Consider the following 25947-nt stretch of genomic DNA (forward strand, 5'->3'; position numbering starts at 1 on the left):
GCCGATGACGTCGTCCGCCTCGTCCACGTCCGGTCGGCTCCCGGACGCCTTCACCACCCCCGGCACGTCGTCGTTCGTCGAGTTCCTCTCCGGCTACGCGCCGGAGCTGCTGCCCGGCCGGCGGCCGCTGCCGTCGGGTGAGGTGTCGGCGCCGCACGGCACGACGATCGTCGCCCTGACGTTCGACGGCGGTCTCGTCATGGCGGGCGACCGCCGGGCCACGATGGGCTCCGCGATCGCGAGCCGGCACATCGAGAAGGTGTTCCCCGCGGACGAGTTCTCGGCCGTCGGCATCGCCGGCACCGCCGGTCTGGCGATCGAGCTCGTCCGGCTGTTCCAGCTCGAGCTCGAGCACTACGAGAAGATCGAGGGGAGCCTGCTGTCGCTCGACGGCAAGGCGAACCGGCTCGCCACGATGATCCGCGGCAACCTCGGCCTCGCGCTGCAGGGCCTGGCCGTCGTGCCCCTGTTCGGCGGGTACGACCTGGACCGCGGCGTCGGACGGCTCTTCTCCTACGACGTGACGGGCGGGCGGTACGAGGAGCACGACCACCACGCCGTCGGGTCGGGGTCGGTGTTCGCGCGCGGGTCCCTCAAGAAGCGTTGGCGCCCGGGCCTCGACGCGGCCGGTGCGGTGCGCGTCGCGGTCGAGGCGCTCGTCGACGCGGCGGACGACGACTCCGCGACGGGCGGGCCGGACCGGGTCCGCCGCATCTGGCCGGTCGTCGCGACGGTGACGCAGTCGGGCTACCTGCGGGTGCCGGACGCGCAGCTCGAGGCGGTCGCCGAGTCCATCGAGACCGAACGCCGCCTCGGCGTGGCCGGCGCAGGGGAGGCCGACCGATGAGCATGCCGTTCTACGTCTCGCCCGAGCAGCTGATGAAGGACCGGGCCGACTACGCGCGCAAGGGCATCGCGCGCGGGCGCTCGGTCGTGGTCCTGCAGTACGACGACGGTATCGCGTTCGCGACCGAGAACCCCTCGCGGGCGCTGCACAAGATCTCGGAGATCTACGACCGCATCGCGTTCGCGGCCGTCGGGAAGTACAACGAGTTCGAGAACCTGCGGGTCGCGGGCGTGCGGTACGCGGACCTGCGCGGGTACTCCTACGACCGCGTCGACGTGACGGCGCGCGGTCTCGCGAACGCGTACGCCCAGACGCTCGGCACCGTCTTCACGACCGAGTCCAAGCCGCTCGAGGTCGAGCTCGTGGTGGTCGAGGTCGGCCGCGAGCCGGCGGGGGACCAGATCTACCGCCTCTCGTACGACGGCTCGGTGACCGACGAGCAGGGCTGGGTCGTGATGGGCGGGCAGGCGGACCGCCTCGCCGGTGTGCTGGGCGGCGAGTGGCGGCCTGGCATGACGCTCGCCGAGGTGCTCGGGCTCGCCGTGCGCGTCCTCGGCCAGTCCGGCGACGACGGCGAGCAGCGCGCGCTGGGGGCCGGTCAGCTCGAGGTCGCGGTCCTGGACCGCACGCGTCCGCGCCGCGCGTTCCGCCGGCTCACGGGCGCCCTGCTCGAGGACGTGCTGGGGGCGACGGCCGTCTAGCGGCCACGCACGGCGAGGCGCACCCGCGGTGCCGGGCGGCGAGGAACGGGAGGCACGCATGGACAGGCGGATCTTCGGGCTGGAGACCGAGTACGGCGTGACGTGCGCGGCGCAGGACGGCCGCGGGCTGTCGGCCGACGAGGTGGCGCGCTACCTGTTCCGCAAGGTGGTGGCCTGGGGCAGGTCGTCCAACGTCTTCCTGCGCAACGGGTCGCGGCTGTACCTCGACGTCGGCTCCCACCCCGAGTACGCGACGGCGGAGTGCGACGACTGGCGCCAGCTGGTCACGCACGACCGCGCCGGCGAGCGGATCCTCGAGGGGCTGGTGGAGGACGCGCAGCAGCGGCTCGAGCACGAGGGGCTGCCCGGCCGGATCCACCTGTTCAAGAACAACACGGACTCGGCCGGCAACTCCTACGGCTGCCACGAGAACTACCTCGTGCGGCGGCAGGGGGACTTCTCCCGGCTGTCGGACGTGCTCGTCCCGTTCCTCATCACCCGGCAGGTCCTGACGGGCGCCGGCAAGGTCCTCGTGACGCCCCGGGGTGCCGTCTACTGCCTCTCGCAGCGCGCCGACCACATCTGGGAGGCCGTCTCGAGCGCGACGACGCGCTCCCGGCCGATCATCAACACCCGTGACGAGCCGCACGCGGACGCCGAGCACTACCGGCGCCTGCACGTCATCGTCGGCGACTCCTCCATGGCGGAGACGACGACCCTGCTCAAGGTCGCGTCCACGGACCTCGTCCTGCGCCTGGTGGAGGCGGGCGTCCCGCTGCGGGACATGACGCTCGAGAACCCGATCCGTGCCATCCGCGAGATCAGCCACGACATGAGCGGGCAGCAGCCGATCACGCTCGCGTCCGGCCGCACCGTGACGGCGATCGACCTGCAGGAGGAGTACCTCGCGCGCGTGTCGGAGCTCGTCGACGCCGAGGTGGGTCCGTCCCCGGAGACGAAGCAGGTGCTCGACCTGTGGGAGCGGGGGCTGCGGGCCCTGCGGACGGGCGACCTGTCCCTGGTCGACCGGGAGCTCGACTGGGCGATCAAGTGGTCCATGATCGAGCGGTACCGCGCGAAGCACGACCTGGCGCTGTCGGACGTCCGGGTCCAGCGCCTCGACCTGGCGTACCACGACATCTCGCGCAGCGAGGGCCTGTACAACCTGCTCGCGGCGCGGGGTCTGGTCGAGCGGGTCACGACCGACCTCGACGTGTTCGAGGCGACGGCCGTCCCGCCCCAGACGACGCGCGCGAAGCTGCGCGGCGACTTCGTCCGCGCGGCGCAGGACGCACGCCGGGACTACACCGTGGACTGGGTGCACCTGAAGCTGAACGACCAGGCGCAGCGCACGGTGCTGTGCAAGGACCCGTTCCGCAGCGTCGACGAGCGGGTGGACCGCCTCATCGAGTCCATGTGACCCGACGCCGGTGAGGGCGGGTCCTGCGCCACCTCCACCGGCACGTACAGTGAGCCCGCGCACCGCCCCGGCGTGTGCGCGCCCCGGTCGCGCCCGCGCGCCCGGGGGAGCGGAACGGATCGAGAGGACACGACGTGGCGCGAGTGCCGGCTGCCCGCCGGGTGGCGCTCCTGGCCGTCCTGGCGCTGCTGCTCGCGGCGTGCGGCAGCACACCGACGACGACGGACCCGGAGGTCACCGTCACCGGCGAGCCGGGCGCGGCGCCGACGGTGACCTACCTGACCCCCCTGACGGTCGACGAGACGTACCGGGAGACGGTGTGGCCCGGCACGGGCGCCGAGCTCGTCGAGGGTGCGCCCGTGCTCATCGACTTCTGGCTCGAGAACGCGACGGACGCGAGCCTGGTCAAGGAGAGCTACTCGACGAGCCCGACGCCGCGTCCCCTCACCGAGGAGGACCTCGGCACCGACCTGTACGAGACGTTGCGGGGCCAGCGGGTGGGCGCACGCATCCTGCAGGTCGCGCCCGCCGGGCAGGGCGCCGACTACCCGACCGTCACCGTGCTCGACGTGCTGCCGACCCGGGCGGTGGGCGAGCCGGTCGCACCGAACCCGACGCTCCCCGCGGTCGCCCTCGCGGAGGACGGCTCGCCCAGCATCACCCCGACGGGGACGCCGCCGCCCGCGGACCTCGTCGTGCAGCCGCTCGTGCGGGGCACGGGCGCGCAGGTCGCAGAGGGCGACGTCATCACGGTCCACTACAGCGGGTTCGCGTGGGACACGGGCGAGCTGTTCGACGCGTCCTGGGAACGGGTCCTGCCCGTGTCCTTCCTGCTGTCCGACGTGCAGGCGTGGGCCGAGGGGCTGGTGGACCAGCCCGCGGGCAGCCAGGTGATGCTGGTCGTCCCGCCCACCTACCCGCTCGGCGTGACGGACGCGGAGGAGCTGGCGGGGCAGACCGTCGTGTTCGTGATCGACATCCTGGCGACCGGTGCGCCGGCGGAGGTGGCCCGATGAGCCTGGCCCTGCGGGTGATCCCCTGCCTGGACGTCGACGCGGGCCGCGTCGTCAAGGGCGTGAACTTCGAGAACCTGCGGGACGCGGGCGACCCCGTCGAGCTCGCGCGCCGCTACGACGCGGAGGGCGCCGACGAGATCACGTTCCTCGACGTCTCCGCGTCCTCGTCGGACCGCTCGACGACCTACGACGTCGTGCGCCGCACCGCCGAGGAGGTGTTCGTCCCGCTCACGGTGGGCGGCGGCGTGCGTTCCGCGGACGACGTCGACCGGCTCCTGCGCGCCGGCGCGGACAAGGTCGGCGTGAACACCGCGGCCATCGCCCGGCCGGAGCTGATCACGGAGATCGCGGAGCGGTTCGGGTCCCAGGTGCTGGTGCTGTCCGTCGACGCGCGCCGCGTGACGGGCGAGACCCGCACCGACTCGGGGTACGAGGTGACGACGCACGGCGGCCGGCGCGGCACGGGCATCGACGCCGTCGGGTGGGCACGGCGGGCGGTCGAGCTCGGCGTCGGCGAGGTCCTGCTCAACTCCATGGACGCCGACGGCACGACCTCCGGCTTCGACCTGGAGATGATCCGCGACGTGCGTGCCGTGGTGCCGGTGCCGCTCATCGCGTCGGGCGGGGCCGGGACGGCGGAGCACTTCGTCGAGGTCGCGCGCACCGGCGTCGACGCGGTCCTCGCGGCCAGCGTCTTCCACTTCGGCACCCTGACCGTCGGTCAGGTCAAGGACGCGCTGCGGGCGGCGGGCGTCGAGGTCCGCTGAGCGCGTCGCGGCGACGGGCGCCGGGTCTCACGGACCGGTGAGCATCTCCCGCACCGCCGCCACGTCCGCGTCGGAGCCCTCCAGTCGCACGTCGGCCGCCTGCAGGCGGCCCGAGACCGCGAGCACGAGCTCACCGACGTCGCCGCGCGCCACCACCGTCCCGTGCCCGGCGCGGGCCCGGTGCACGGCGGAGCGGACGCCGTCGGGCCGCACCAGGACCAGCCCGGGGCCGAGGCGGCGCAGGCGGACGGGCGCCATCCGCAGGAGCTGACGCCACAGCAGCTCGCGCAACCCGTCGGGCAGGTCCCGCGGCGGCACGGCACCTGCGCCGCGCCTCAGGTCCTCGGTGTGGATGAAGTACTCGGAGGCGTTGACGGCGTCACCGGCCCACGACAGCGGGCTCCAGCGGGCGGGGCGTGCGGCGAAGGCGTCGACGAGCGCGGCGTACGACACGGCGTCGTGCACGTCCTCCGCGAGCCGCTGCACGGCCGCCTCCGGACCGCGGGTGGCCGCGGTGCCGACCACGCCGACACCGGCGCGCGGCGCCTTCTCCCGCAGCACGAGGTGCGCGGCGAGGTGCCGGGCCTGCCACCCGGCGCACAGCGTCGGGGCGTCGAACGCGGTGGCCCGCAGGGTGTCGGCCAGCCATGCCCGCTCGGTCTCGTGCCAGGTCATGCCACGGATCGTGCCACGCCCGGGCCCGCGGGGGGCAGCCGTGGCCGCGTGAGAGGATGACCGGACCCCCGTCCTGCAGGAGTGTGAGACCGCCGTGCCCAGCAGCGCCCCGTCGACGTCCGCGGCGCTCCAGGGGTCGGCCCTGCGCAGGTCGGCGGCCCTGGTGTGGCGCGGCATGCGGTCGCAGCCGCGCACCTACGTCCTGGCGGTCGCCACGTCGGCCGTGTTCGGCGCGACGACGGTCGCGGTCAGCCGGGTCCTCGCCTGGGCCACGGACGCGGTCGTCGTCCCGGCGATCGAGGGGTCCGAGCAGGCGCGCGGGCGGATCGGCGTGGCGGGCCTCGTCATGGTCCTCGTGGCCGTCACGCTCGCCGTCGCCGTCGCCGGCCGGCGCATCTTCGCCGGCATCGGCGTGGCCGACCTGCAGGCGGACCACCGCCGTGCCGTGACGCGCCAGTACCTGCGCCTGCCGATGTCCTGGCACCGTCGCCACCCGACCGGCCAGCTGCTCTCGAACGCCGGGTCGGACGTCGAGGCCGCGACCGGCGTGTTCAACCCGCTGCCGTTCGCGCTCGGCGTCGTCGTCATGCTGGGCGTCGCGGCCGGCGCGCTGCTGCGCACGGACGTGTGGCTCGCGCTGGCGGCGCTCGTGGTCCTGCCGCTCGCCGTGGTGGCCAACCTCGTCTTCCAGCGCCGCATGACGCCGGCGATCACGCGCGCGCAGCAGCTGCGCGCGGAGGTCGCGGACATCGCGCACGAGAGCTTCGAGGCGGCCTCGCTCGTCAAGTCGCTGGGCACCGAGGACCGCGAGGAGGCGCGCTTCGGGGACCGGGCCCGCGCGCTGCGGGACGCGAACGTACGGGTCGGCGTGGTGCGTGCCGTGTTCGACCCGGTGATCGACCTGCTGCCGAACCTCGGGACGCTGCTCGTGCTGCTGGTGGGCACGCAGCGCGTCGCCTCGGGGGCGATCGGCACGGGCGACGTCGTGGGCGCCGCCTACCTGCTGACGCTGCTCGCGGTGCCGGTGCGGGCGTTCGGCTGGGTGCTCGGCGAGCTGCCGCGCGGGCTCGTCGGCCACGACCGCATCGCCCGCGTGCTCGACGCCCGGGGCGCGCCCGCGGACGAGGGCGTGCGTCTGCCCCGCGGCGCGGGCGGGGCAGACGTGCGGATGCGCGGGGTGAGCCTGCGCGTGCCGACCGCCGACGGCGAGGCGGAGCTGCTGCACGGCGTCGACCTGCACGTGCCGGCCGGGCGCACGCTCGCGGTCGTCGGCCCCACCGGCTCGGGCAAGTCGACCCTGGTGGGTCTCGTGCCCCGCCTGGCGGACCCCTCGGCGGGCGTCGTCGAGGTGGACGGCCGGGACGTGCGCACGCTCGCGGCGGCGGACCTGGCCGAGCAGGTCGCGTACGTCAGCCAGTCGACGTTCGTGTTCGAGGACACGGTGCGGGGGAACGTCACGCTGGCCGACCCGGACGACCCCGCGGCCCCCTCCGACGAGGAGGTGTGGGCCGCGCTGCGCACCGCGCACGTCGACGACGTCGTGCGCGCGCTGCCGGGCGGCCTCGACGCGCCGCTGGGCGAGCGCGGCGCGAACCTGTCCGGCGGCCAGCGCCAGCGGCTGGCCCTGGCCCGGGCGCTCGTGCGCCGCCCGCGCGTGCTCGTCCTGGACGACGCCACGTCCGCGGTCGACCCGCGGGTCGAGCGGGCGATCCTCACGGGTCTGCGCGCGGAGGACGACGCGCAGGTCCCGACGGTGCTGCTCGTCGCGTACCGCATGTCGTCCGTCCTGCTCGCGGACGAGGTGCTGCACCTGGACGCGGGCCGCGTCGTGGACCGCGGGCCGCACGCGGAGCTCGTCGCGCGCGACCCCGGGTACGCGGAGCTCGCGACGGCGTACGAGCAGGAGTCGGCGCGGCGGCGGCGGGAGCGCGCCGACGTGCGCGCCGCCGAGGCGGACGGGGACGACCCGTCGCCGCCGGGCGAGCCGTCGGACGACGACGGGCTGGAGGACGGGCTCGAGGACGCGGGCGCGCGAGGAGGGCGGCGATGAGCGGCACGGCACCGCAGGCGTCGGCGCGCGCGGACGCCCGTATGGCGCCCGCGAGCACGCTGGGCGTGCTGGCGACCCTGCGTCGTGGGGTCCAGGTCTCGCCCGAGCTGCTCGACGGGCTGGTCGTCACCGTCGGGCTGGCCCTGCTGGCGGCACTGGCCCGCGTGCTCGTCCCCGCGACCGTGCAGCAGACGGTCGACACGGGCATCCTCGCCCCCGCCGGGCCGGACGTCGGGCGCGTGGCGACGCTCGTCGGCCTCGCCGCGACCGGGCTGCTGCTCGGCGCGGCGTGCTCCGCGGCGGTCAACGTCCGGCTGTTCCGCTCGAGCGAGAGCGGCCTGCTGACGCTGCGCACGCGCGCGTTCCGGCACGTGCACGACCTGTCGGTCCTCACGCAGGGCAGCGAGCGGCGCGGGTCGCTGGTGTCGCGCGTGACGTCCGACGTCGACACGATCTCGATGTTCGTGCAGTGGGGCGGCATCATGCTGCTCGTCTCGCTGCTGCAGATCCTGGTCGCGACCGCGCTGATGGCGGTCTACTCCTGGCAGCTCACGCTCCTGGTGTGGGTGTGCTTCGTGCCCCTGCTCGTCGTCCTGCCGCGCATGCAGAAGGGCGTGAACGCGCGCTACGGGCGCGTGCGCGAGCGGTACGGCGCCATGCTCGGCGCGGTGTCCGAGGCGGTCGTGGGCGCCGAGACGATCCGGGCGTACGGCGTCGCGGCACGCACCCAGCGGCGCATCGACGCCGCGGTCCGCGCGACGCGCGACGCGATGGTGAAGGCCCAGAGCCTGGTCGCCGTCGTGTTCTCCTCCGGGGTCCTCACCGCCAACCTGGTGCTCGCCGCGGTGGTCGTCGCGGGCACCTGGCTGGGGGCGCTGGGGGAGCTGAGCATCGGCCGGGTCCTCGCGTTCCTGTTCCTCGTGCAGCTGTTCACGGGGCCGGTGCAGATGGCCACGGAGATCCTCAACGAGCTGCAGAACGCCGTCGCCGGCTGGCGCCGGGTGCTCGGCGTGCTCGAGACGGCGGTGGACGTGCCCGACCCGGGCGAGGAGGGCCGCCCGAGCCCGCGCGGCCCCGCAGCGCTGTCCTTCGAGGGGGTCGGCTACGCCTACCCCGACGGGCCCCCGGTCCTGCGCGACGTGTCGCTGGACATCCCGGCCGGCACCGGCGTGGCCGTGGTGGGCGCCACGGGGTCGGGCAAGACGACGCTCGCGAAGCTCGTCGCGCGGTTCATGGACCCGACCACCGGCACGGTCCGCCTCGACGGCGTCGACCTGCGGGAGGTGCGCGGTGCGGACCTGCGCCACCGCGTCGTGCTCGTGCCGCAGGAGGGCTTCCTGTTCGACGGCACGATCGCCGAGAACATCGCTCACGGCCTGCGCGCGCCCGGCCCGGACGCCGAGGAGCGCGTGCGGGAGGCGGTGGCCGAGCTCGGCCTGGACACGTGGGTCGACGAGCTGCCGCAGGGCCTGGGCACGCCCGTCGGGCAGCGCGGCGAGCTGCTGTCGGCGGGGGAGCGCCAGCTCGTGGCGCTCGCCCGGGCCCGGCTGGCCGACGGCGACCTGCTGCTGCTCGACGAGGCGACGTCGGCGGTCGACCCGGTCGCCGAGGTGCGCATCGCGCGCGCCCTGCGCGAGCTCGCCCGCGGGCGCACCACGCTGACGATCGCGCACCGCCTGTCCACCGCCGAGGCCGCGGACCTCGTCGTGGTCGTCCACGCCGGCGAGGTGGTCGAGGTGGGCGACCACACGACCCTGGCCGCCGCGGGTGGGCACTACGCCGCGATGCACGCGGCCTGGGTCGCGCAGACGCGCTGAGCACGACGGACGGCCACGCCGGGTCCACGGCGCGGCGTGGCAGGATCGTCCGGTGCCCGTCGACGTCTCCCCGACCACCCCGAGCCCCCGCCCGAGCGGCCTCGACCCCGCGATCGCCGCGCGCCTGCGCCGCGACGCGTCGGGCCTGGTCGCGGCGATCGTGCAGCAGCACGACACGCGTGACGTGCTCATGCTCGGGTGGATGGACGACGAGGCGCTGCACCGCACGCTGACGACGGGCCGCGTCACCTTCTGGAGCCGGTCCCGGCAGGAGTACTGGCGCAAGGGCGACACCTCCGGCCACGTGCAGCACGTGCGCTCGGTCGCGCTCGACTGCGACGGCGACGCCCTGCTCGTCACCGTCGACCAGGTGGGTGCGGCCTGCCACACGGGCACCCGCACGTGCTTCGAGGCGGGCGGCCCGCTGCCCGTCACCGTCCCGACCGAGGCCGACCCGCAGGCGCCGGCCGAGCCCGAGCGAGGAGACACCCCGTGACCCAGCCGTCCGTCACCGCCGCACCCCGTGCGACCGCCACGGACCTGCCCTGGGGCACCACGTGGCCGTCGCTCGAGGAGTTCCGGGAGCTGGCGCCGACGCGGCGGGTGATCCCCGTGGTGCGCCGTCTCCTCGCGGACGACGTCACCCCGGTGGGCCTGTACCGCACGCTCGCCGCAGGGCGGCCCGGCACGTTCGTGCTCGAGTCCGCGGAGTCCGACGGCACGTGGGGGCGCTGGTCGTTCGTGGGCGTCTCGTCCCGGGCGACCCTCACGGTGCGCGACGGGCACGCCGCCTGGACCGGTGACGTGCCGGTGGGCGTGCCCACGCAGGGCCGGGTGCTGGACGTGCTGGGGCGTACGCTCGACGTGCTGCGCACCCCGTCGGTGCCCGGTCTGCCGCCGCTCACCGGCGGTCTCGTCGGCATGCTGGGCTGGGACGTCGTGCGGCAGTGGGAGCCGACGCTGCCCGCGCGGGCACCGGAGGAGCTGGGCGTCCCGGAGGTCAGCCTGCTGCTCGCGACCGACCTGGCCGCCGTCGACCACGCCGAGGGCTCCGTGTGGCTGGTGGCCAACGCGATCAACTTCGACGCGACGGACGAGCGGGTCGACGAGGCGTACGCGGACGCGGTGGCGCGCCTGGACGCCATGCAGGACGCGCTGCGCCGCCCGGCCCCGCCGGCGACGTCGGTGCTCGACGCCGCGCTGCCCGAGCCGGAGCTGGAGTTCCGCTCGACCCGTCAGGAGTTCGAGGACGCGGTGCGCCGCGGCCAGGAGGCGATCCGCGACGGCGAGGTGTTCCAGGTCGTCCTGTCCCAGCGCCTCGACCTGGACTGCCCGGCCGAGCCGCTCGACGTGTACCGGGTGCTGCGGACGATCAACCCGAGCCCGTACATGTACCTGCTCGCGCTGCAGGACGCCGAGGGCCGCGACTTCGCGGTCGTCGGGTCGAGCCCCGAGACACTCGTCAAGGTCACCGAGGGGCACGTCACGACGTTCCCGATCGCCGGCTCGCGTCCCCGCGGCGCCACGCCGGAGGAGGACCGGGCGCTGCAGGACGAGGTGCTCGCCGACCCCAAGGAGCGGGCCGAGCACATCATGCTGGTGGACCTCTCCCGCAACGACCTGGTGAAGGTGTGCGAGCCGACGAGCGTCGAGGTCGTCGACTTCATGGCGGTCAGGCGCTTCTCCCACATCATGCACATCTGCTCGACCGTCGTCGGCCGGCTGCGGCAGGGCGCGACGGCCCTGCAGACGCTCGTCGCGACGTTCCCGGCCGGGACGCTCTCGGGGGCGCCGAAGCCGCGCGCCATCGCGCTGATCGACGAGATCGAGCCGGCCCGCCGCGGCGTCTACGGCGGCACGGTGGGGTACTTCGACTTCGCCGGCGACATGGACATGGCGATCGCCATCCGCACGGCGCTGCTGCGCGACGGACGCGCGAGCGTCCAGGCGGGCGGGGGCATCGTGGCGGACTCGGTACCGGCCGACGAGTACGCGGAGTCGCGCAACAAGGCGGCCGCGGCCGTGCGGGCGGTGCAGATCGCCGCCCGCCTGCGCCGCGACGCACCGTGACGGCTGCGCCCGGGGCGGCCCCGCCCGGGCCGCGCCGGGGGCGGTGGGCCGCCCTCGTCGTCCTCGCCGCGGCGGTGACGGGCGCGTCCACCCTGCCCACGTGGGTGACGGCGCACGTGTCCACCGCCCTGGAGGGCGAGGTCGCCGTGGCCGTGGCGGGCTCGCGCGTCGCGCCGCAGGTGGTGGCCGCCGCCCTGGCGCTGCTCGCGTCGTCGGCGGCGCTCGCGCTGGTCGGGCGCGTCGGCCGCGTCGTCGTCGGCCTCGTCGTGGCCGGGTGCGGCGCGCTGGTCGCGGCGGCGGCCCTCGCCGTGCTGCGCGACCCCGCGGCGGCCGCCGCGAACGCGGTGGCGGAGCGCACCGGGGTCGACCCGGCCGCGCCGGACGCCGGCGCCGGGCTCCTGCCGTGGCTCGCGACGGCCGTCGGCGTGCTCGTCGTGCTGCTCGGGCTCGCCCTGTCGCGGGCGCCCGGGCCGTGGTCGCAGCGCTCCCGCCGGCACGAGGTGCCCGGCGCGACCTCGCGCGCCGCCCGCCCCGACCCCGGGGACGGGCGCGACGACTGGGACGCGCTGAGTCGCGGCGACGACCCCACCTGACCGCGGTCGGCGTCCGGCGCCGACGCACCCCGACCCCCTGTGACCAGCGCGTGCACCCCCGCCGTCTCGGCTAGGGTGGACGAGAACCGAGCACGAAGGACGTATCGATGGCCGACCACTCCCTGGCCCACCGCACACAGCACCCCACCACGACGGAGACGGTGCACCTGCCGCCGGCCACCCCGCCGACCAACCACGGCAAGACCGTCGCCGCCTGGACCACGACGTGGACGGTCGTCCTCGGCGCGGTCGTCGCGGCGCTCGGGGTCGCCCTCGCGCTCGGCTGGCTCTTCTGGGTCGGCCTCGGCGTCATCGTGCTCGGGGTCGTCCTCGGCAAGGTCCTGCAGGTGCTGGGCCACGGCCAGGGCGGCGCCGCGACGCGTGCCCGGGAGCAGCGCCGCGGCGGTCACTGACCCGACCGGACGGGCGAGCGCCCGTCGGTCCGACGCAGGCGTGCCCCCGCACGCCTCCTGACGCAGGGAGAGCTGGATGTCGAGCCCGAACGATCCGCGCGACCCGTACGCCCCCGACGACGAGCCCCGTGCCACGGGCGCCGGTGACGCACAGGCCGCGCCCGGTGGCGCCGGGCCCGTGTCCTCCGGTGGCGAGGCGCCCCGCTACCCCGCGGGGACGAGCCCGGACACCCCGGCGGCGCCGGCCTACGGCCAGCCCCCGGCCTACGGGCAGCCGACCGGCGGCGAGCCGGCCGGCGGCGAGGCGCCGTCGTACGGGCAGGCGCCCGCGTACGGCCAGGCGCCGGCCTACGGGCAGTCCGGCGGCTACGGCACGCCGCAGCAGGGCTGGGGGGACCAGCCCGCCGCGGGCTCGAACCGCCGGAACGCCCTGGGCATCTGGTCGCTCGTGCTCGGCATCCTGTCGATCGTGCTCTGCTGCGTCGGCTGGCTGCCCGGCATCCCGGCCGTCATCCTCGGCTTCCTCGGCCGCGGCGCCGCCGCCCGCGGCGAGGCCACGAACCGCGGCATGTCGCTGGCCGGCATCATCCTCGGCGCGATCGGTCTCGTCATCGGCCTGTACTTCCTCATCAGCTTCGCGGCCACGATGAGCGAGTACGGCGGCTGGGACGGCTTCATGGAGTACTTCCAGGACGAGATCGAGCGTCAGCAGCAGCTCCAGACGCCCTGACCCTCGTGAGCTCCGCCGTGCGCGCCCCGGAGTCCCGCCCCCGCGCGGGACTCCGGGGCGCGCTCGTGCCCCTCGCGGTCGCCGGCGTCGCCGCCTCGGCCGCGGTGCTGCTCGCGGTGCGCTCGCCGTACCAGCCGCTGTCGTACGGCATCTGCCCCTCGGTGCTCCTGCTCGGCGTCAGCTGTCCCGGCTGCGGCGGGCTGCGCGCCACGCACGACCTGGTGACGGGGGACCTGGCGGGGGCGTGGCAGGCGAACCCGTTGTGGGTCCTCGTCGTACCGCTGCTCGTCCTCGCGTGGGCGTCGTGGACCCGACGGCGCTGGCGCGGCCTGCCCTCGGGGGTGCCGCCCGCGTGGCTCGCCTGGACCCTGCTGGTCGTGGTGCTGCTGTTCGCCGTCCTGCGCAACGTGCCGGCGCTGACGCCCTACCTCGGGCCCGCACCCCTGCCCTGACGTCCCGCCGTCCCGCCGGAGGAGAGACCCGATGACCGAGCCCCGTCCCAGCGACCCGTCCCGCCCCGCCTACGGCCAGGAGGCGCCGTACGGGCCGCCTCCGGCCTCGCCCTCGGCGGACGCCTCCGCGGGCGCACGTCCCGCCGGCGGCGCGGGCACCTCGGCTCACCCCGGCTCCGCGGGCGCGTCGGCTCACGCCGGCGCGCCGGGTGCCGGGTGGTCGGCGCCCGGTCCGCAGGTCCCGCCGCCGGGCGCGGCCGGCGCGTACCCGCCGCCGGGCGCGGCCGGTGCGTACCCGCCGGGTGCGGCCGGCGCGTACCCGCCGCCGGGACCCGTGCCGGTCGGGGCGCCGTCCTACGCCGGCCCCGGCTACTGGCCGCGCAACGACCTGGGCGTCTGGTCGCTCGTGCTGGGCGTGGCCGGCATCGTCCTCGCGTGCGGGTTCCTCACCGGCATCCCGGCCGTGATCCTGGGGCTCCGGGCGCGTGGCGCGGTCGCACGCGGCGAGGCCAACAACGACGGCGTGGCCCTCGCCGGGGTGATCTCGGGGTGGGTCGCCATCGGGCTCGGCGTCGTGATGACCGTCCTGGTCGTGCTGTCGTTCCTGGTCCCGCTGGTGGTCCTGGGTTTCGCGCTGCCCTGGTCGGCGGCGGTGTCGGGCGGCGGGTACTGAGCGCGGGCGGCCGGGTCCCACGGACCGGGCCGTGGACCGATGTGGCCCAGCGCACGTCTACCATGACCCGTTGGCAGCCGGCGCCGGAAGGCAGGGGACGGGCCGCCGTACCGACCGGGCGAAGGGGATGAGCCGCCGATGACCGTGCTGGACGACATCGTCGCGGGGGTCCGGGAGGACCTCGCCGGCCGCGAGGCGGCGACGCCGCTGGCCGAGCTGAAGGAGCGCGCCGCACGGCGCGAGTCGGCGATCCACTGCCTCGGGCGCCTGAAGGCGGACGACGCGGTCACCGTCATCGCCGAGGTGAAGCGGTCGAGCCCGAGCAAGGGCACCCTCGCGACCATCAGCGACCCCGCGGCCCTCGCCGCCGAGTACGAGAAGGGCGGCGCCGTCGCGATCTCGGTGCTGACCGAGCGCCGGCGCTTCAACGGGTCCCTCGACGACCTCGACGCCGTGCGCGCCCGGGTCGACATCCCCGTGCTGCGCAAGGACTTCGTCGTCTCGCCCTACCAGGTGTGGGAGGCCCGGGCACACGGCGCCGACCTCGTGCTCCTCATCGTGGCGGCGCTCGAGCAGACGGTGCTGGAGTCGCTCGTCGAGCGCGTGCACTCGCTCGGGATGACGGCACTCGTCGAGGTGCACGACACCGAGGAGGTCGCACGGGCGGTCGACGCCGGCGCCCGCGTCATCGGTGTCAACGCCCGCGACCTGAAGACGCTGGACGTCGACCGGACGACCTTCTCCCGGGTGGCGCCGGCCATCCCGTCGGACGTGGTCAAGGTGGCCGAGTCGGGCGTGCGCGGCCCGCACGACGTCATGGACTACGCCCGGGCCGGTGCGGACGTCGTGCTCGTGGGCGAGGCGCTCGTCACGGACGACGCCCCCCGGCAGTCGGTGGCCGACCTCGTCGCCGCCGGTGCCCACCCCTCGCTGCGGGCGGTGCGGCAGTGAGCGCCACCGGACGGTCGCAGGTGAGCCGGAGCATGCGGGAGGTCCTCGCGTCGGGCGGTGCGCTCGGCACCCAGGCCGGGCCCTACTTCGGCGACTTCGGCGGGCGCTTCGTCCCGGAGGCCCTGATCGCCGCCCTGGACGAGCTCGACACCGAGTACCACAAGGCCCTCGCCGACCCGACGTTCGCCGACGAGCTCGAGCGGCTGCACCGCACGTACACGGGGCGGCCGAGCCCGCTCACCGAGGTGCGGCGCTTCGCGCGGCACGTGGGCGAGAACGTCCGGGTGTTCCTCAAGCGGGAGGACCTGAACCACACGGGCTCCCACAAGATCAACAACGTCCTGGGGCAGGCGCTCCTCGTCAAGCGCATGGGCAAGACGCGCGTGATCGCCGAGACCGGCGCGGGCCAGCACGGCGTCGCGACGGCGACGGCCTGCGCGCTGCTCGACCTCGACTGCACCGTGTACATGGGCGAGGAGGACACGCAGCGGCAGGCGCTGAACGTCGCCCGCATGCGGCTGCTCGGCGCGGAGGTCGTGCCGGTCACGATCGGCTCGCGGACCCTGAAGGACGCCATCAACGAGGCGCTGCGGGACTGGGTCGCGAACGTCGACACGACGCACTACCTCCTCGGCACCGTCACCGGGCCGCACCCGTTCCCGGAGATGGTCCGCGACTTCCACAAGGTCATCGGTGAGGAGGCGCGTGCGCAGCTCCTCGAGGAGATCGGCCGCCTGCCCGACGCGGTCGCCGCGTGCGTCGGCGGCGGGTCCAACGCCATGGGCATCTTCAACGCCTTCCTCGACGACCCCGACGTCCGGCTGTTCGGCTTCGAGGCCGGCGGCGAGGGCGTCTCGTCGGGTCGCCACTCGGCCCGCTTCTCCGGCGGTGTGCCGGGCGTCCTGCACGGTGCCCGCAGCTACCTGCTGCAGGACGAGGACGGGCAGACCCTGCCGAGCCACTCCGTGTCGGCCGGCCTGGACTACCCCAGCGTGGGTCCCGAGCACGCGTGGCTGCACGACATCGGCCGCGCGCAGTACCGGCCGGTCACGGACGTCGAGGCGATGCAGGCGTTCGAGCTGCTGTGCCGGACGGAGGGGATCATCCCCGCCATCGAGTCCGCGCACGCCCTCGCGGGCGCGATCGCGCTCGGCCCGCAGGCGCAGGAGTGGGCGCGCGACGGCCGCGAGGCGGTCCTGCTCGTGAACCTCTCGGGGCGCGGGGACAAGGACGTGGCCACCGCCGCGGCGTGGTTCGGGCTCATCGAGGACGAGCCCGTGGTGAAGGCCGACGAGGGGGAGCAGCTGTGAGCACGACGCAGGTCCGGTCGCGCACGGCCGAGCGGCTCGACGCGCTCGCCGCCGGCCCGTCGCCCCGCGCCGCGCTCGTGGGCTACCTGCCCGTCGGCTTCCCGACGGTCCCCGGGTCGGTCCGCGCCGCGCGCGCGATGGTCGAGGCGGGTGCCGACGTCGTCGAGCTCGGGATGCCCTACACCGACCCCGTCATGGACGGGCCGGTGATCCAGCGTGCGGCGGACGCCGCTCTCGCGGGTGGCACGCGCGTCAAGGACACCCTCGTCGCGGTCGAGCAGGTCGCCGGCACGGGCGCGCCGGTCCTGGTCATGACGTACTGGAACCTCGTGCTGCGGTACGGCGTCGACGCCTACGCGCGCGACCTGGCCGCCGCGGGCGGTGCCGGGCTCATCACGCCGGACCTGATCCCCGACGAGGCCGGCGACTGGCTCGCGGCCGCGGACGCGCACGGGCTCGACCGGGTGTTCCTCGTCGCCCCGTCCTCGACGCCCGAGCGCCTCGCCTCGACGAGCGCCGCGAGCCGCGGGTTCGTCTACGCGGCGTCGACGATGGGCGTGACGGGGGAGCGGGCCACGGTCGGCGAGCGGGCGCAGCAGCTCGTCGCCGACACGCGGGCCGCCGGTGCCGAGCGCGTCTGCGTGGGGCTGGGCGTGTCGCGCCCGGAGCAGGCCGCGCAGGTGGCGGGGTACGCCGACGGCGTCATCGTCGGGTCCGCGTTCGTGCGTGCGCTGCTGGACGCCCCGGACGAGACCGCCGGCATCGACGCGCTGCAGCGCGTCGTGGCGGGGCTGGCCGACGGCGTGCGCTCGGCCGACAGGTCGGGACGGTGATCCTCGCCGGGCAGGTGCTCGCCGCGGGCATCCCCAGCCCGTCGCAGAGCGTGTGGCACCTCGGGCCGTTCCCGCTGCGGGCGTACGCGTTCGCGATCCTGCTCGGCATCGTCGCCGCCGCCGTGCTGACCCGCCGTCGGTGGGCGGAGCGCGGCGGCGACCCGGAGACGGTGCTCGACATCACCTACTGGGCGGTCCCGTTCGGCATCGTCGGCGGTCGGATCTACCACGTGCTCAGCTCCCCGGACGCGTACTTCGGCCCCGGGGGCGACCCCGTGCGCGCCCTGTACATCTGGGAGGGCGGGCTGGGCATCTGGGGTGCCGTCGCGTTCGGCGCGGTCGGCGCGTGGATCGGCTGCCGGCGGCACGGGGTGCGGCTGGCGCCGTTCGCGGACGCGCTCGCGCCCGGGCTGCTGGTCGCCCAGGCGATCGGGCGGCTGGGCAACTGGTTCAACCAGGAGCTGTTCGGCGGGCCGACGACGCTCCCGTGGGGGCTGCAGATCGACGACGCGCACCTGCCGCCGGGCTTCGAGGCCGGCACCCTGTTCCACCCGACGTTCCTGTACGAGCTGGTGTGGAACCTGGCGGCCGCGGCGCTCCTGATCTGGCTCGACCGGCGGTACCGCCTCGGCCACGGCCGGGTCTTCTGGCTCTACGTCGTCCTCTACACGGCCGGACGCCTGTGGATCGAGCTGCTGCGGATCGACCCGGCGGAGACGGTGCTGGGTCTGCGCCTCAACGTCTGGACGTCCGTCATCGTCGGGATCGTCGCGCTGGTAGCGTTCGTCGTGGTCGGCCGTCGGCATCCTGGACGTGACACGACCCTCCTGCGCACACCCCCCACGACGCAGGACGACGAGGCGGACGCCTCCGCGCCCGCACGCTGACCGGGGCCGGACGCCGTCCGGCCTCCCCAGGCGGTGCCGCGCCCGTTCCCACGGGTCGTATAGTCGCCTGCACACCGGGCCGACGACGTCCCTGTACCCCCCCCTGTTGTTGCGATGCCCCGGCCCCGGGGACTGTGAGGACGGTGCTGATGTCCACGTCGCCCGTGAGCCCCGACGCCCCCGTGGGGCCGTCCCCGCACACCCTGTACGACCCGGCCGCCGAGCACGACGCCTGCGGGTTCGCGTGGGTCGCCACCCTGCGCGGCACACCGGGCCGCGACATCGTGGACGCCGGTCTGACGGCGCTGCTCAACCTGGACCACCGCGGAGCGGTCGGGGCCGAGGAGGACAGCGGCGACGGGGCCGGCATCCTGACGCAGATCCCCGACGCGTTCCTGCGCGACGTCGTCGACGCCGAGCTCCCGCCGCCCGGGCACTACGCCATCGGCATGGCGTTCCTGCCGGTCGAGGAGGCGGACCTGCAGCGCGCCGTGCGCGCGGTCGAGGCGATCGCGGCGGAGGAGAAGCTCGACGTGCTCGCGTGGCGCGAGGTCGGTGTCACCGCCGACCTCGTCGGCCCCACGGCGCGCGCGTCGATGCCGGCGTTCCGGCAGCTCGTCGTCGCCGACCCCTCGCGGGAGCTGGCGGGCATCGAGCTCGACCGCCGCACGTACCGGCTGCGCAAGCGTGCCGAGCGCGAGGCGGGCGTCTACTTCGCGTCGCTGTCGGCGCGCACCCTCGTCTACAAGGGCATGCTCACGCCCGGTCAGCTCGAGCCGTTCTTCGCGGACCTGTCGGACCCCCGGTACGCGTCCGAGATCGCGCTCGTGCACTCGCGCTTCTCCACGAACACCTTCCCGTCGTGGCCGCTCGCGCAGCCGTTCCGGATGATCGCGCACAACGGCGAGATCAACACGGTGCGCGGCAACCGCAACTGGATGGCGGCCCGCGAGGGGATGCTCGCGTCGGAGGCGCTGGGCGACCTCGCGCCGCTGCTGCCCGTGTGCACGCCGGGCGGGTCCGACTCGGGCAGCTTCGACGAGGTGCTCGAGCTGCTCCACCTCGCGGGGCGGTCGCTGCCGCACGCGATGATGATGATGATCCCGGAGCCGTGGGAGAACCACGCGCAGATGGACCCCGCCACGCGGGCCTTTTTCGAGTACCACTCCACGCTGATGGAGCCGTGGGACGGCCCGGCCGCCATGACGTTCACCGACGGCACGGTCATCGGCTCGATGCAGGACCGCAACGGGCTGCGCCCGGGCCGGTACTGGGTGACCGAGGACGGGCTCGTCGTCTGCGCCTCCGAGGCCGGCGTGCTCGACCTCGACCCGGCGACCGTGGTCGCCAAGGGCCGCCTGGAGCCGGGTCTGTTCTTCCTGGTGGACACGGGCCAGGGCCGGATCGTCGCCGACGCCGAGGTCATGTCGCAGCTCGCGGCCCAGCGGCCGTACGCCCAGTGGCTCGAGGAGAACCTCCTGCGGCTCGAGCAGCTGCCGGAGCGCGACCACGTCTCGCACTCGAGCGCGTCGGTCCGCCGGCGGCAGCGGGCGTTCGGCTACACCGAGGAGGAGCTCAAGGTCCTCCTCGCGCCGATGGCCGCCGCCGGCGCGGAGCCGCTCGGCGCGATGGGCTCGGACACGCCCGTCGCCGTGCTGTCGCAGCGCCCCCGGCTGCTGTTCGACTACTTCACGCAGATGTTCGCGCAGGTCACCAACCCGCCGCTCGACGCGATCCGCGAGGAGCTCGTCACCTCCATCGGCGGCGCGATCGGGCCCGAGCCGAACCTGCTCGTGGACGGGCCCCAGCACGCGCGCAAGCTCGCCCTGCCGTTCCCGGTCATCGACAACGACCAGCTCGCGAAGATCGTGCACGTGGCGAAGTCGCCCGCGCACGGGTTCCGCTCCACCACGATCCGCGGCCTGTACAAGGTCGACGGCGGGGGAGCGGCGCTCGAGAAGCGCCTCGAGGAGATCTTCGCCGAGGTCGACCGCGCGATCGCCGACGGCGTGAGCTTCCTCGTGCTGTCGGACCGCAACTCCGACGCGGACCTCGCGCCGATTCCGTCGCTGCTGCTGCTCTCGGCGGTGCACCACCACACGCTGCGGCGGCACACCCGGACCCAGATCTCGCTCGTCGTCGAGGCCGGCGACGTGCGCGAGGTCCACCACGTCGCGCTCCTCGTGGGCTACGGCGCGGCGGCGGTGAACCCGTACCTGGCGATGGAGTCCGTCGAGGACCTCGCCCGCAGCGGGTTCCTCCCGGGCGTCACGCCGGAGAAGGCCGTCGCGAACCTCATCAAGGCGCTCGGCAAGGGCGTCCTCAAGGTCATGTCCAAGATGGGCATCTCGACGATCGCGTCCTACCGGGGCGCGCAGGTGTTCGAGGCGATCGGCCTGTCGCACGCGCTCGTCGAGAAGTACTTCACGGGCACGACGAGCCGCCTCGGCGGCATCGGCCTGGACGTCATCGCGGCGGAGGTCGCGGCCCGGCACGCCGACGCGTACCCGGCGAGCGGCAACCGCCAGGCCCACCAGCGGCTCGCCGTCGGCGGCGAGTACCAGTGGCGCCGGGGCGGCGAGGAGCACCTGTTCGACCCCGAGACGGTGTTCCGCCTGCAGCACTCGACGCGCACGCGGCAGATGGACGTCTTCCGCCAGTACACGCAGCGCGTGGACGAGCAGTCGGAGCGGCTCATGACGCTGCGCGGGCTGCTGCGGTTCAAGGACGGCGTGCGCCCGCCCGTGCCGGTCGACGAGGTCGAGCCGGTGAGCGAGATCGTCAAGCGGTTTCAGACCGGTGCCATGTCGTACGGGTCGATCTCGGCGGAGGCGCACGAGACGCTCGCGATCGCGATGAACCGCCTCGGCGGCAAGTCGAACACGGGCGAGGGGGGCGAGGACCCCGAGCGCCTGCACGACCCGGAGCGGCGGTCCGCGATCAAGCAGATCGCGTCGGGCCGGTTCGGCGTGACGAGCGAGTACCTGACGAACGCCGACGACATCCAGATCAAGCTCGCGCAGGGCGCCAAGCCCGGCGAGGGCGGCCAGCTGCCCGGGCACAAGGTGTACCCGTGGGTCGCGAAGACCCGGCACTCCACCCCCGGCGTGGGCCTGATCTCGCCGCCGCCGCACCACGACATCTACTCCATCGAGGACCTGGCGCAGCTCATCCACGACGCCAAGAACGCGAACCCGTCGGCCCGCATCCACACGAAGCTCGTGTCGGAGTTCGGCGTCGGGACGATCGCGGCCGGCGTGGCCAAGGCGCACTCCGACGTCGTGCTGATCTCCGGCCACGACGGCGGCACGGGCGCCTCGCCGCTGACGTCGCTCAAGCACGCGGGCACGCCGTGGGAGATCGGGCTGGCGGAGACGCAGCAGACGCTGGTCCTGAACGACCTGCGCGACCGCGTCGTGGTGCAGGTGGACGGCCAGCTGAAGACCGGCCGCGACGTCGTCATCGGCGCGCTGCTGGGCGCCGAGGAGTTCGGCTTCGCCACGGCCCCGCTGGTGGTCTCCGGCTGCGTCATGATGCGCGTCTGCCACCTCGACACCTGCCCGGTCGGCGTCGCGACCCAGAACCCGGAGCTGCGCGCGCGGTTCACGGGCAAGCCCGAGTTCGTCGTCACGTTCTTCGAGTTCGTCGCGCAGGAGGTGCGCGAGCTGCTCGCGCAGCTCGGCTTCCGCTCCCTGCAGGAGGCCGTGGGGCACGTCGAGCTGCTCGACACGCGCAACGCCGTCGACCACTGGAAGGCCGCCGGCCTCGACCTGGGCCCGGTCCTCGCCGTGCCGCAGCCGAAGCCCGGCTCCGCCCTGCACCACGTGAAGGAGCAGGACCACGGGCTGTCCCGGGCGCTGGACAACCAGCTGATCGCGCTGGCCGGCGACGCGCTCGAGCGGGCCGAGCCGGTCCGCATCGACCTGCCGGTGCGCAACGTCAACCGCACGGTCGGCACGATGCTCGGCCACCACGTCACCAAGCGCTACGGCGGCGCCGGGCTGCCCGACGACACGATCGACGTCACGCTGACCGGGTCCGCCGGGCAGTCGTTCGGCGCGTTCGTGCCACGCGGCATCACGCTGCGCCTGTTCGGCGACGCCAACGACTACGTCGGCAAGGGGCTGTCGGGCGGGCGGATCATCATCCGTCCCGACCGTCGCTCGGTGCTCTCGAGCGAGCACAACGTCATCGCGGGCAACGTCATCGGCTACGGCGCGACGGGCGGGCAGATCTTCCTGCGCGGCCTCGTCGGCGAGCGGTTCGGCGTCCGGAACTCCGGCGCCACCCTCGTCGTGGAGGGCGTGGGCGACCACGCGTGCGAGTACATGACGGGCGGCACCGTCGTCGTGCTCGGCAGCACCGGGCGCAACTTCGGCGCCGGCATGTCGGGCGGCACGGCCTACGTGCTCGACCTGCAGCCGGAGCTGGTGAACATCGAGGCGGTGCGCGCCGGCGAGCTGTCGCTCGCACCGCTCGACGACGAGGACGCCGCGCTGGTCGAGCACCTGCTGCGCGTCCACGCCGAGGAGACGGGCTCGCCGGTGGCGGCCCAGCTCCTCGAGGACCCCGCGGGCACGCGGGCGCGGTTCACGCGCCTGCTGCCCACCGAGTACGCCCGCGTGCGGAGCGCCCTCGCGAAGGCCGAGGCCGAGGGCCTCGACCCCGCGGCGCCCGGCGTGTGGGACCAGATCCTGGAGGTGGCCCGTGGCTGACCCCCGCGGCTTCCTGAAGGTGCGCGAGCGCGAGCTCCCGCCCAACCGCCCCGTCGAGGTGCGTCTGCGCGACTGGAAGGACGTGCACGCGAACCTCGTGGCGGGCCAGCCGTTCCTCAAGGAGCAGGCGGGCCGCTGCATGGACTGCGGCATCCCGTTCTGCCACAACGGCTGCCCGCTCGGGAACCTGATCCCCGAGTGGAACGACCTGGTGTGGCGCGGCCAGTGGGCCGACGCCATCGACCGCCTGCACGCGACGAACAACTTCCCCGAGTTCACGGGGCGCATCTGCCCGGCGCCGTGCGAGTCGAGCTGCGTGCTCGGCATCAACCAGCCGCCGGTCACGATCAAGAACGTCGAGGTCTCGATCATCGACGAGGCGTTCGCGCGCGGCCTGGTGACGCCGCAGGTGCCCCAGCGCCTGACGGGCCACACCGTCGCCGTCGTCGGCTCGGGCCCCGCCGGCCTCGCGGCCGCGCAGCAGCTCACCCGGGCCGGGCACACGGTCGCCGTGTACGAGCGGGACGACGAGATCGGCGGCCTGCTGCGCTACGGCGTGCCGGACTTCAAGCTCGAGAAGGTCCACATCGACCGTCGCCTCGAGCAGATGCGCGCCGAGGGCACGCGCTTCCGCGCCGGCGTCGAGGTCGGCAAGGACGTCACGTGGGCGCAGCTGCAGGCGCGCTACGACGCGATCGTCGTCGCGACGGGGGCCACGGTCCCGCGTCAGCCGTCCGTGCAGGGTCTCGACCTGGACGGCGTCCACGTGGCGATGGACTACCTGCACCAGGCCAACGCCGTCGTCGCCGGCAAGGACGTGCCCGGCCAGATCACGGCCGAGGGCAAGCACGTCGTCATCATCGGCGGCGGCGACACCGGCTCGGACTGCCTCGGCACGGCGCTGCGCCAGGGCGCGGCGTCCGTGACGACGCTCGCCATCGGCAAGCGCCCGCCGCAGGAGCGCCCCGCGCACCAGCCGTGGCCGACCGACCCGGTCGTGTTCGAGGTCTCCTCGTCGCACGAGGAGGGCGGTGAGCGCGAGTACCTCGCGTCCACCGTGGCGTTCGTGGGCGACGAGAGCGGGCGCGTGCAGCGGCTGCGCCTCGCGACCACCGAGTACCTGCCCGACGGCCGCCGCGTGCCGCAGCCCGGCACCGAGCGCGACATCCCCGCAGACCTCGTGCTCATCGCGATGGGCTTCACCGGTCCGGAGACCGAGGGGATCGCCGACCAGCTCGGCGTCGCGCTCACCGACCGCGGCCTGGTCGCGCGCAGCGACGACTTCGCCACCGACGTCCCCGGCGTGTTCGTGGCCGGCGACGCCGGCCGGGGGCAGTCGCTCGTCGTGTGGGCGATCGCCGAGGGCCGCGCCGCGGCCGCGGCCGTCGACGCCTACCTGTCCGGCACGTCCGAGCTCCCGGTCCCGGTCACCGCCAGCACCGTGGCGCTGCGTCCCTGACCGGATCGTCCCGCACCGTCCCTCCGATCCCACCCCCTCGAACCGAACCGGGCCGCGTACCTGCTGGTGCGCGGCCCGCGTCGGGACGTCCGGCCTGTGGCCGGCCCCAGGAAAGGCTTAGTCTCGAACCATGCGTAGAGCCAAGATCGTCTGCACCATCGGCCCCGCCACGGAGTCGGCCGAGCAGGTCCAGGCCCTCGTCGACGCGGGGATGGACGTCGCCCGTCTGAACCGCAGCCACGGTGACACCGAGGTGCACAAGCGCGTGTACGACAATGTGCGCGCCGCGGCGAAGGCCTCGGGTCGCTCGGTCGCCGTCCTCGTCGACCTCCAGGGCCCGAAGATCCGCCTGGGCCGGTTCGTGGAGGGCAAGCACCAGCTCGCCGTCGGCGACACGTTCACCATCACGACGGACGACGTCGAGGGCACCAAGGAGCGCGTCTCGACGACGTTCAAGGGCCTGCCGGGCGACGTGAAGCCGGGCGACCCGATCCTCATCGACGACGGCAAGGTGCTCGTGCGGGTCACCGCCGTCGAGGGCAACGACGTGGTCACGCGCGTCGAGGTGCCGGGCCCCGTGTCGAACAACAAGGGCCTGAACCTGCCGGGCGTCGCGGTGTCCGTCCCGGCCATGAGCGAGAAGGACGAGGAGGACCTGCGCTGGGCCCTCAACGTCGGCGCGGACATCATCGCGCTGTCGTTCGTCCGCAGCGCGGCCGACTACGACGACGTGCGCCGGATCATGGAGGAGGAGGGCCGGATCGTCCCGGTCGTCGCCAAGATCGAGAAGCCGCAGGCCGTCGAGAACCTCACGGAGATCGTCCAGGCCTTCGACGGCATCATGGTCGCCCGTGGCGACCTCGGCGTCGAGCTGCCGCTCGAGCAGGTGCCGCTCGTGCAGAAGCGTGCCGTCGAGCTGGCCCGTCGCAACGCCAAGCCCGTCATCGTCGCGACGCAGGTCCTCGAGTCGATGATCCAGAACCCGCGCCCGACGCGCGCCGAGGCGTCCGACTGCGCCAACGCCGTGCTCGACGGCGCGGACGCGGTCATGCTCTCGGGCGAGACCAGCGTCGGCGACTACCCGATCGAGGCCGTCCGCACGATGGCCCGCATCATCGAGAGCACCGAGGAGCTCGGGCGCGAGCGCATCGCCCCGCTCGGCTCCGTGCCGTCCACGCGCGGCGGTGCGATCACCCGAGCGGCCGCCGAGATCGGCGAGGTCCTCGGGGTGAAGTACCTCGTGACCTTCACGCAGTCCGGCGACTCGGCGCGTCGCATGTCCCGCCTGCGCGCGTCGATCCCGCTGCTCGCGTTCACGCCCGAGGAGTCGGTGCGCAACGTGCTGTCGCTCTCGTGGGGCGTGCAGACGTACCAGGTGCCCGAGGTCGAGAGCACCGACGTCATGGTCAGCCAGGTGGACCAGACGCTGCGCGCCAACGGCCTCGCCGAGGTGGGCGACTACGTCGTCGTCGTCGCGGGTGCGCCCGTCGGCGTCGTGGGCTCGACCAACACGGTCGTGGTGCACAAGATCGGCGACGAGGAGCAGACCCGCTCCCGCATCGCCTGAC

General features: G+C 74.5%; 22 protein-coding genes. 21 read left to right on the forward strand and 1 reads right to left on the reverse strand.

Annotated features, from left to right (window positions below; all coding sequences use genetic code 11):
* The first annotated feature begins 4 nt into the window (after window positions 1-4).
* The 5 genes from prcB (at window position 5) to hisF (ending at window position 4751) form a co-directional block, all read left to right on the forward strand.
* A complete protein-coding gene (prcB, locus tag FB586_RS13340) occupies window positions 5-847 on the forward strand; it encodes a proteasome subunit beta (protein WP_136519831.1) in 843 nt (280 codons plus the stop codon).
* Complete coding sequence (gene prcA / locus FB586_RS13345) at window positions 844-1548, forward strand: proteasome subunit alpha (RefSeq protein ID WP_136519832.1); 705 nt, start codon at window positions 844-846, stop codon at window positions 1546-1548. The genes prcB and prcA overlap by 4 nt, the downstream gene beginning before the upstream one ends.
* Before the next feature lie 58 nt (window positions 1549-1606).
* The gene (gene pafA, locus FB586_RS13350) at window positions 1607-2968 is read left to right on the forward strand and encodes a Pup--protein ligase (RefSeq protein ID WP_136519833.1); all 1362 of its coding nucleotides are present in this window, start codon (window positions 1607-1609) and stop codon (window positions 2966-2968) included.
* Window positions 2969-3102: 134 nt separating this feature from the next.
* Window positions 3103-3984: an FKBP-type peptidyl-prolyl cis-trans isomerase gene (locus FB586_RS13355; RefSeq protein ID WP_136519834.1), complete on the forward strand. Its 882-nt coding sequence runs from the start codon at window positions 3103-3105 to the stop codon at window positions 3982-3984.
* On the forward strand, window positions 3981-4751 hold the full coding sequence (gene hisF, locus FB586_RS13360) for an imidazole glycerol phosphate synthase subunit HisF (protein ID WP_136519835.1): 771 nt from the start codon (window positions 3981-3983) through the stop codon (window positions 4749-4751). Before FB586_RS13355 ends, hisF begins: the two co-directional genes overlap by 4 nt.
* A gap of 27 nt (window positions 4752-4778) precedes the next feature.
* Here hisF and FB586_RS13365 read toward each other — a convergent pair whose 3' ends face one another.
* Window positions 4779-5426 (reverse strand): TIGR03085 family metal-binding protein, encoded by a 648-nt coding sequence (locus tag FB586_RS13365; RefSeq protein ID WP_136519836.1) that lies wholly within the window; start codon window positions 5424-5426, stop codon window positions 4779-4781.
* A 175-nt stretch (window positions 5427-5601) separates the two neighbouring features.
* Between FB586_RS13365 and FB586_RS13370 the strand changes: the two genes are divergently transcribed.
* The 16 genes from FB586_RS13370 (at window position 5602) to pyk (ending at window position 25946) form a co-directional block, all read left to right on the forward strand.
* Complete coding sequence (locus tag FB586_RS13370; RefSeq protein WP_136520232.1) at window positions 5602-7476, forward strand: ABC transporter ATP-binding protein; 1875 nt, start codon at window positions 5602-5604, stop codon at window positions 7474-7476.
* The gene (locus tag FB586_RS13375; protein WP_136519837.1) at window positions 7473-9293 is read left to right on the forward strand and encodes an ABC transporter ATP-binding protein; all 1821 of its coding nucleotides are present in this window, start codon (window positions 7473-7475) and stop codon (window positions 9291-9293) included. The genes FB586_RS13370 and FB586_RS13375 overlap by 4 nt, the downstream gene beginning before the upstream one ends.
* A 52-nt stretch (window positions 9294-9345) precedes the next feature.
* A complete protein-coding gene (gene hisI / locus FB586_RS13380; protein WP_136519838.1) occupies window positions 9346-9789 on the forward strand; it encodes a phosphoribosyl-AMP cyclohydrolase in 444 nt (147 codons plus the stop codon).
* Window positions 9786-11363, forward strand: coding sequence for an anthranilate synthase component I (locus FB586_RS13385; protein ID WP_136519839.1), 1578 nt, complete (start codon window positions 9786-9788; stop codon window positions 11361-11363). Before hisI ends, FB586_RS13385 begins: the two co-directional genes overlap by 4 nt.
* On the forward strand, window positions 11360-11956 hold the full coding sequence (locus FB586_RS13390) for a Trp biosynthesis-associated membrane protein (RefSeq protein WP_136519840.1): 597 nt from the start codon (window positions 11360-11362) through the stop codon (window positions 11954-11956). Before FB586_RS13385 ends, FB586_RS13390 begins: the two co-directional genes overlap by 4 nt.
* Window positions 11957-12063: 107 nt before the next feature.
* A complete protein-coding gene (locus FB586_RS13395; protein WP_136519841.1) occupies window positions 12064-12369 on the forward strand; it encodes an HGxxPAAW family protein in 306 nt (101 codons plus the stop codon).
* A 76-nt stretch (window positions 12370-12445) separates the two neighbouring features.
* The gene (locus FB586_RS19745; RefSeq protein WP_136519842.1) at window positions 12446-13099 is read left to right on the forward strand and encodes a DUF4190 domain-containing protein; all 654 of its coding nucleotides are present in this window, start codon (window positions 12446-12448) and stop codon (window positions 13097-13099) included.
* A gap of 5 nt (window positions 13100-13104) precedes the next feature.
* Window positions 13105-13551, forward strand: coding sequence for a DUF2752 domain-containing protein (locus FB586_RS13405; RefSeq protein WP_246036757.1), 447 nt, complete (start codon window positions 13105-13107; stop codon window positions 13549-13551).
* A 31-nt stretch (window positions 13552-13582) separates the two neighbouring features.
* Complete coding sequence (locus FB586_RS13410) at window positions 13583-14224, forward strand: DUF4190 domain-containing protein (protein ID WP_136519843.1); 642 nt, start codon at window positions 13583-13585, stop codon at window positions 14222-14224.
* Between the two features lie 138 nt (window positions 14225-14362).
* Window positions 14363-15175 (forward strand): indole-3-glycerol phosphate synthase TrpC, encoded by an 813-nt coding sequence (gene trpC, locus FB586_RS13415; RefSeq protein WP_136519844.1) that lies wholly within the window; start codon window positions 14363-14365, stop codon window positions 15173-15175.
* 32 nt (window positions 15176-15207) lie between these two features.
* The gene (trpB, locus tag FB586_RS13420) at window positions 15208-16485 is read left to right on the forward strand and encodes a tryptophan synthase subunit beta (RefSeq protein WP_136520234.1); all 1278 of its coding nucleotides are present in this window, start codon (window positions 15208-15210) and stop codon (window positions 16483-16485) included.
* The gene (gene trpA / locus FB586_RS13425) at window positions 16482-17318 is read left to right on the forward strand and encodes a tryptophan synthase subunit alpha (protein WP_136519845.1); all 837 of its coding nucleotides are present in this window, start codon (window positions 16482-16484) and stop codon (window positions 17316-17318) included. Before trpB ends, trpA begins: the two co-directional genes overlap by 4 nt.
* Window positions 17315-18205: a prolipoprotein diacylglyceryl transferase gene (gene lgt / locus FB586_RS13430; RefSeq protein WP_370741083.1), complete on the forward strand. Its 891-nt coding sequence runs from the start codon at window positions 17315-17317 to the stop codon at window positions 18203-18205. Before trpA ends, lgt begins: the two co-directional genes overlap by 4 nt.
* Before the next feature lie 149 nt (window positions 18206-18354).
* Window positions 18355-22920 (forward strand): glutamate synthase large subunit, encoded by a 4566-nt coding sequence (gltB, locus tag FB586_RS13435; RefSeq protein WP_136519846.1) that lies wholly within the window; start codon window positions 18355-18357, stop codon window positions 22918-22920.
* Complete coding sequence (locus FB586_RS13440) at window positions 22913-24379, forward strand: glutamate synthase subunit beta (protein ID WP_136519847.1); 1467 nt, start codon at window positions 22913-22915, stop codon at window positions 24377-24379. Before gltB ends, FB586_RS13440 begins: the two co-directional genes overlap by 8 nt.
* 130 nt (window positions 24380-24509) lie before the next feature.
* The gene (gene pyk, locus FB586_RS13445) at window positions 24510-25946 is read left to right on the forward strand and encodes a pyruvate kinase (RefSeq protein WP_136519848.1); all 1437 of its coding nucleotides are present in this window, start codon (window positions 24510-24512) and stop codon (window positions 25944-25946) included.
* Window position 25947: the final 1 nt, after the last annotated feature.

Origin of the sequence: Cellulomonas telluris (genome assembly GCF_004886325.1) — a bacterium.
Classification (GTDB): Bacteria; Actinomycetota; Actinomycetes; order Actinomycetales; family Cellulomonadaceae; genus Cellulomonas; species Cellulomonas telluris.

Excerpts from the sequence above, each read along its gene's own strand:
- gltB (WP_136519846.1), top strand. The coding sequence starts at position 18,355 with ATGTCCACGTCGCCCGTGAGCCCCGACGCCCCCGTGGGGCCGTCCCCG.
- prcB (WP_136519831.1), top strand. The coding sequence starts at position 5 with ATGACGTCGTCCGCCTCGTCCACGTCCGGTCGGCTCCCGGACGCCTTC.
- FB586_RS13365 (WP_136519836.1), bottom strand. The coding sequence starts at position 5,426 with ATGACCTGGCACGAGACCGAGCGGGCATGGCTGGCCGACACCCTGCGG.
- trpB (WP_136520234.1), top strand. The coding sequence starts at position 15,208 with ATGCGGGAGGTCCTCGCGTCGGGCGGTGCGCTCGGCACCCAGGCCGGG.
- FB586_RS13410 (WP_136519843.1), top strand. The coding sequence starts at position 13,583 with ATGACCGAGCCCCGTCCCAGCGACCCGTCCCGCCCCGCCTACGGCCAG.
- FB586_RS13395 (WP_136519841.1), top strand. The coding sequence starts at position 12,064 with ATGGCCGACCACTCCCTGGCCCACCGCACACAGCACCCCACCACGACG.
- FB586_RS13370 (WP_136520232.1), top strand. The coding sequence starts at position 5,602 with ATGCGGTCGCAGCCGCGCACCTACGTCCTGGCGGTCGCCACGTCGGCC.
- pafA (WP_136519833.1), top strand. The coding sequence starts at position 1,607 with ATGGACAGGCGGATCTTCGGGCTGGAGACCGAGTACGGCGTGACGTGC.
- FB586_RS13375 (WP_136519837.1), top strand. The coding sequence starts at position 7,473 with ATGAGCGGCACGGCACCGCAGGCGTCGGCGCGCGCGGACGCCCGTATG.
- FB586_RS19745 (WP_136519842.1), top strand. The coding sequence starts at position 12,446 with ATGTCGAGCCCGAACGATCCGCGCGACCCGTACGCCCCCGACGACGAG.
- hisF (WP_136519835.1), top strand. The coding sequence starts at position 3,981 with ATGAGCCTGGCCCTGCGGGTGATCCCCTGCCTGGACGTCGACGCGGGC.
- prcA (WP_136519832.1), top strand. The coding sequence starts at position 844 with ATGAGCATGCCGTTCTACGTCTCGCCCGAGCAGCTGATGAAGGACCGG.
- pyk (WP_136519848.1), top strand. The coding sequence starts at position 24,510 with ATGCGTAGAGCCAAGATCGTCTGCACCATCGGCCCCGCCACGGAGTCG.
- trpC (WP_136519844.1), top strand. The coding sequence starts at position 14,363 with ATGACCGTGCTGGACGACATCGTCGCGGGGGTCCGGGAGGACCTCGCC.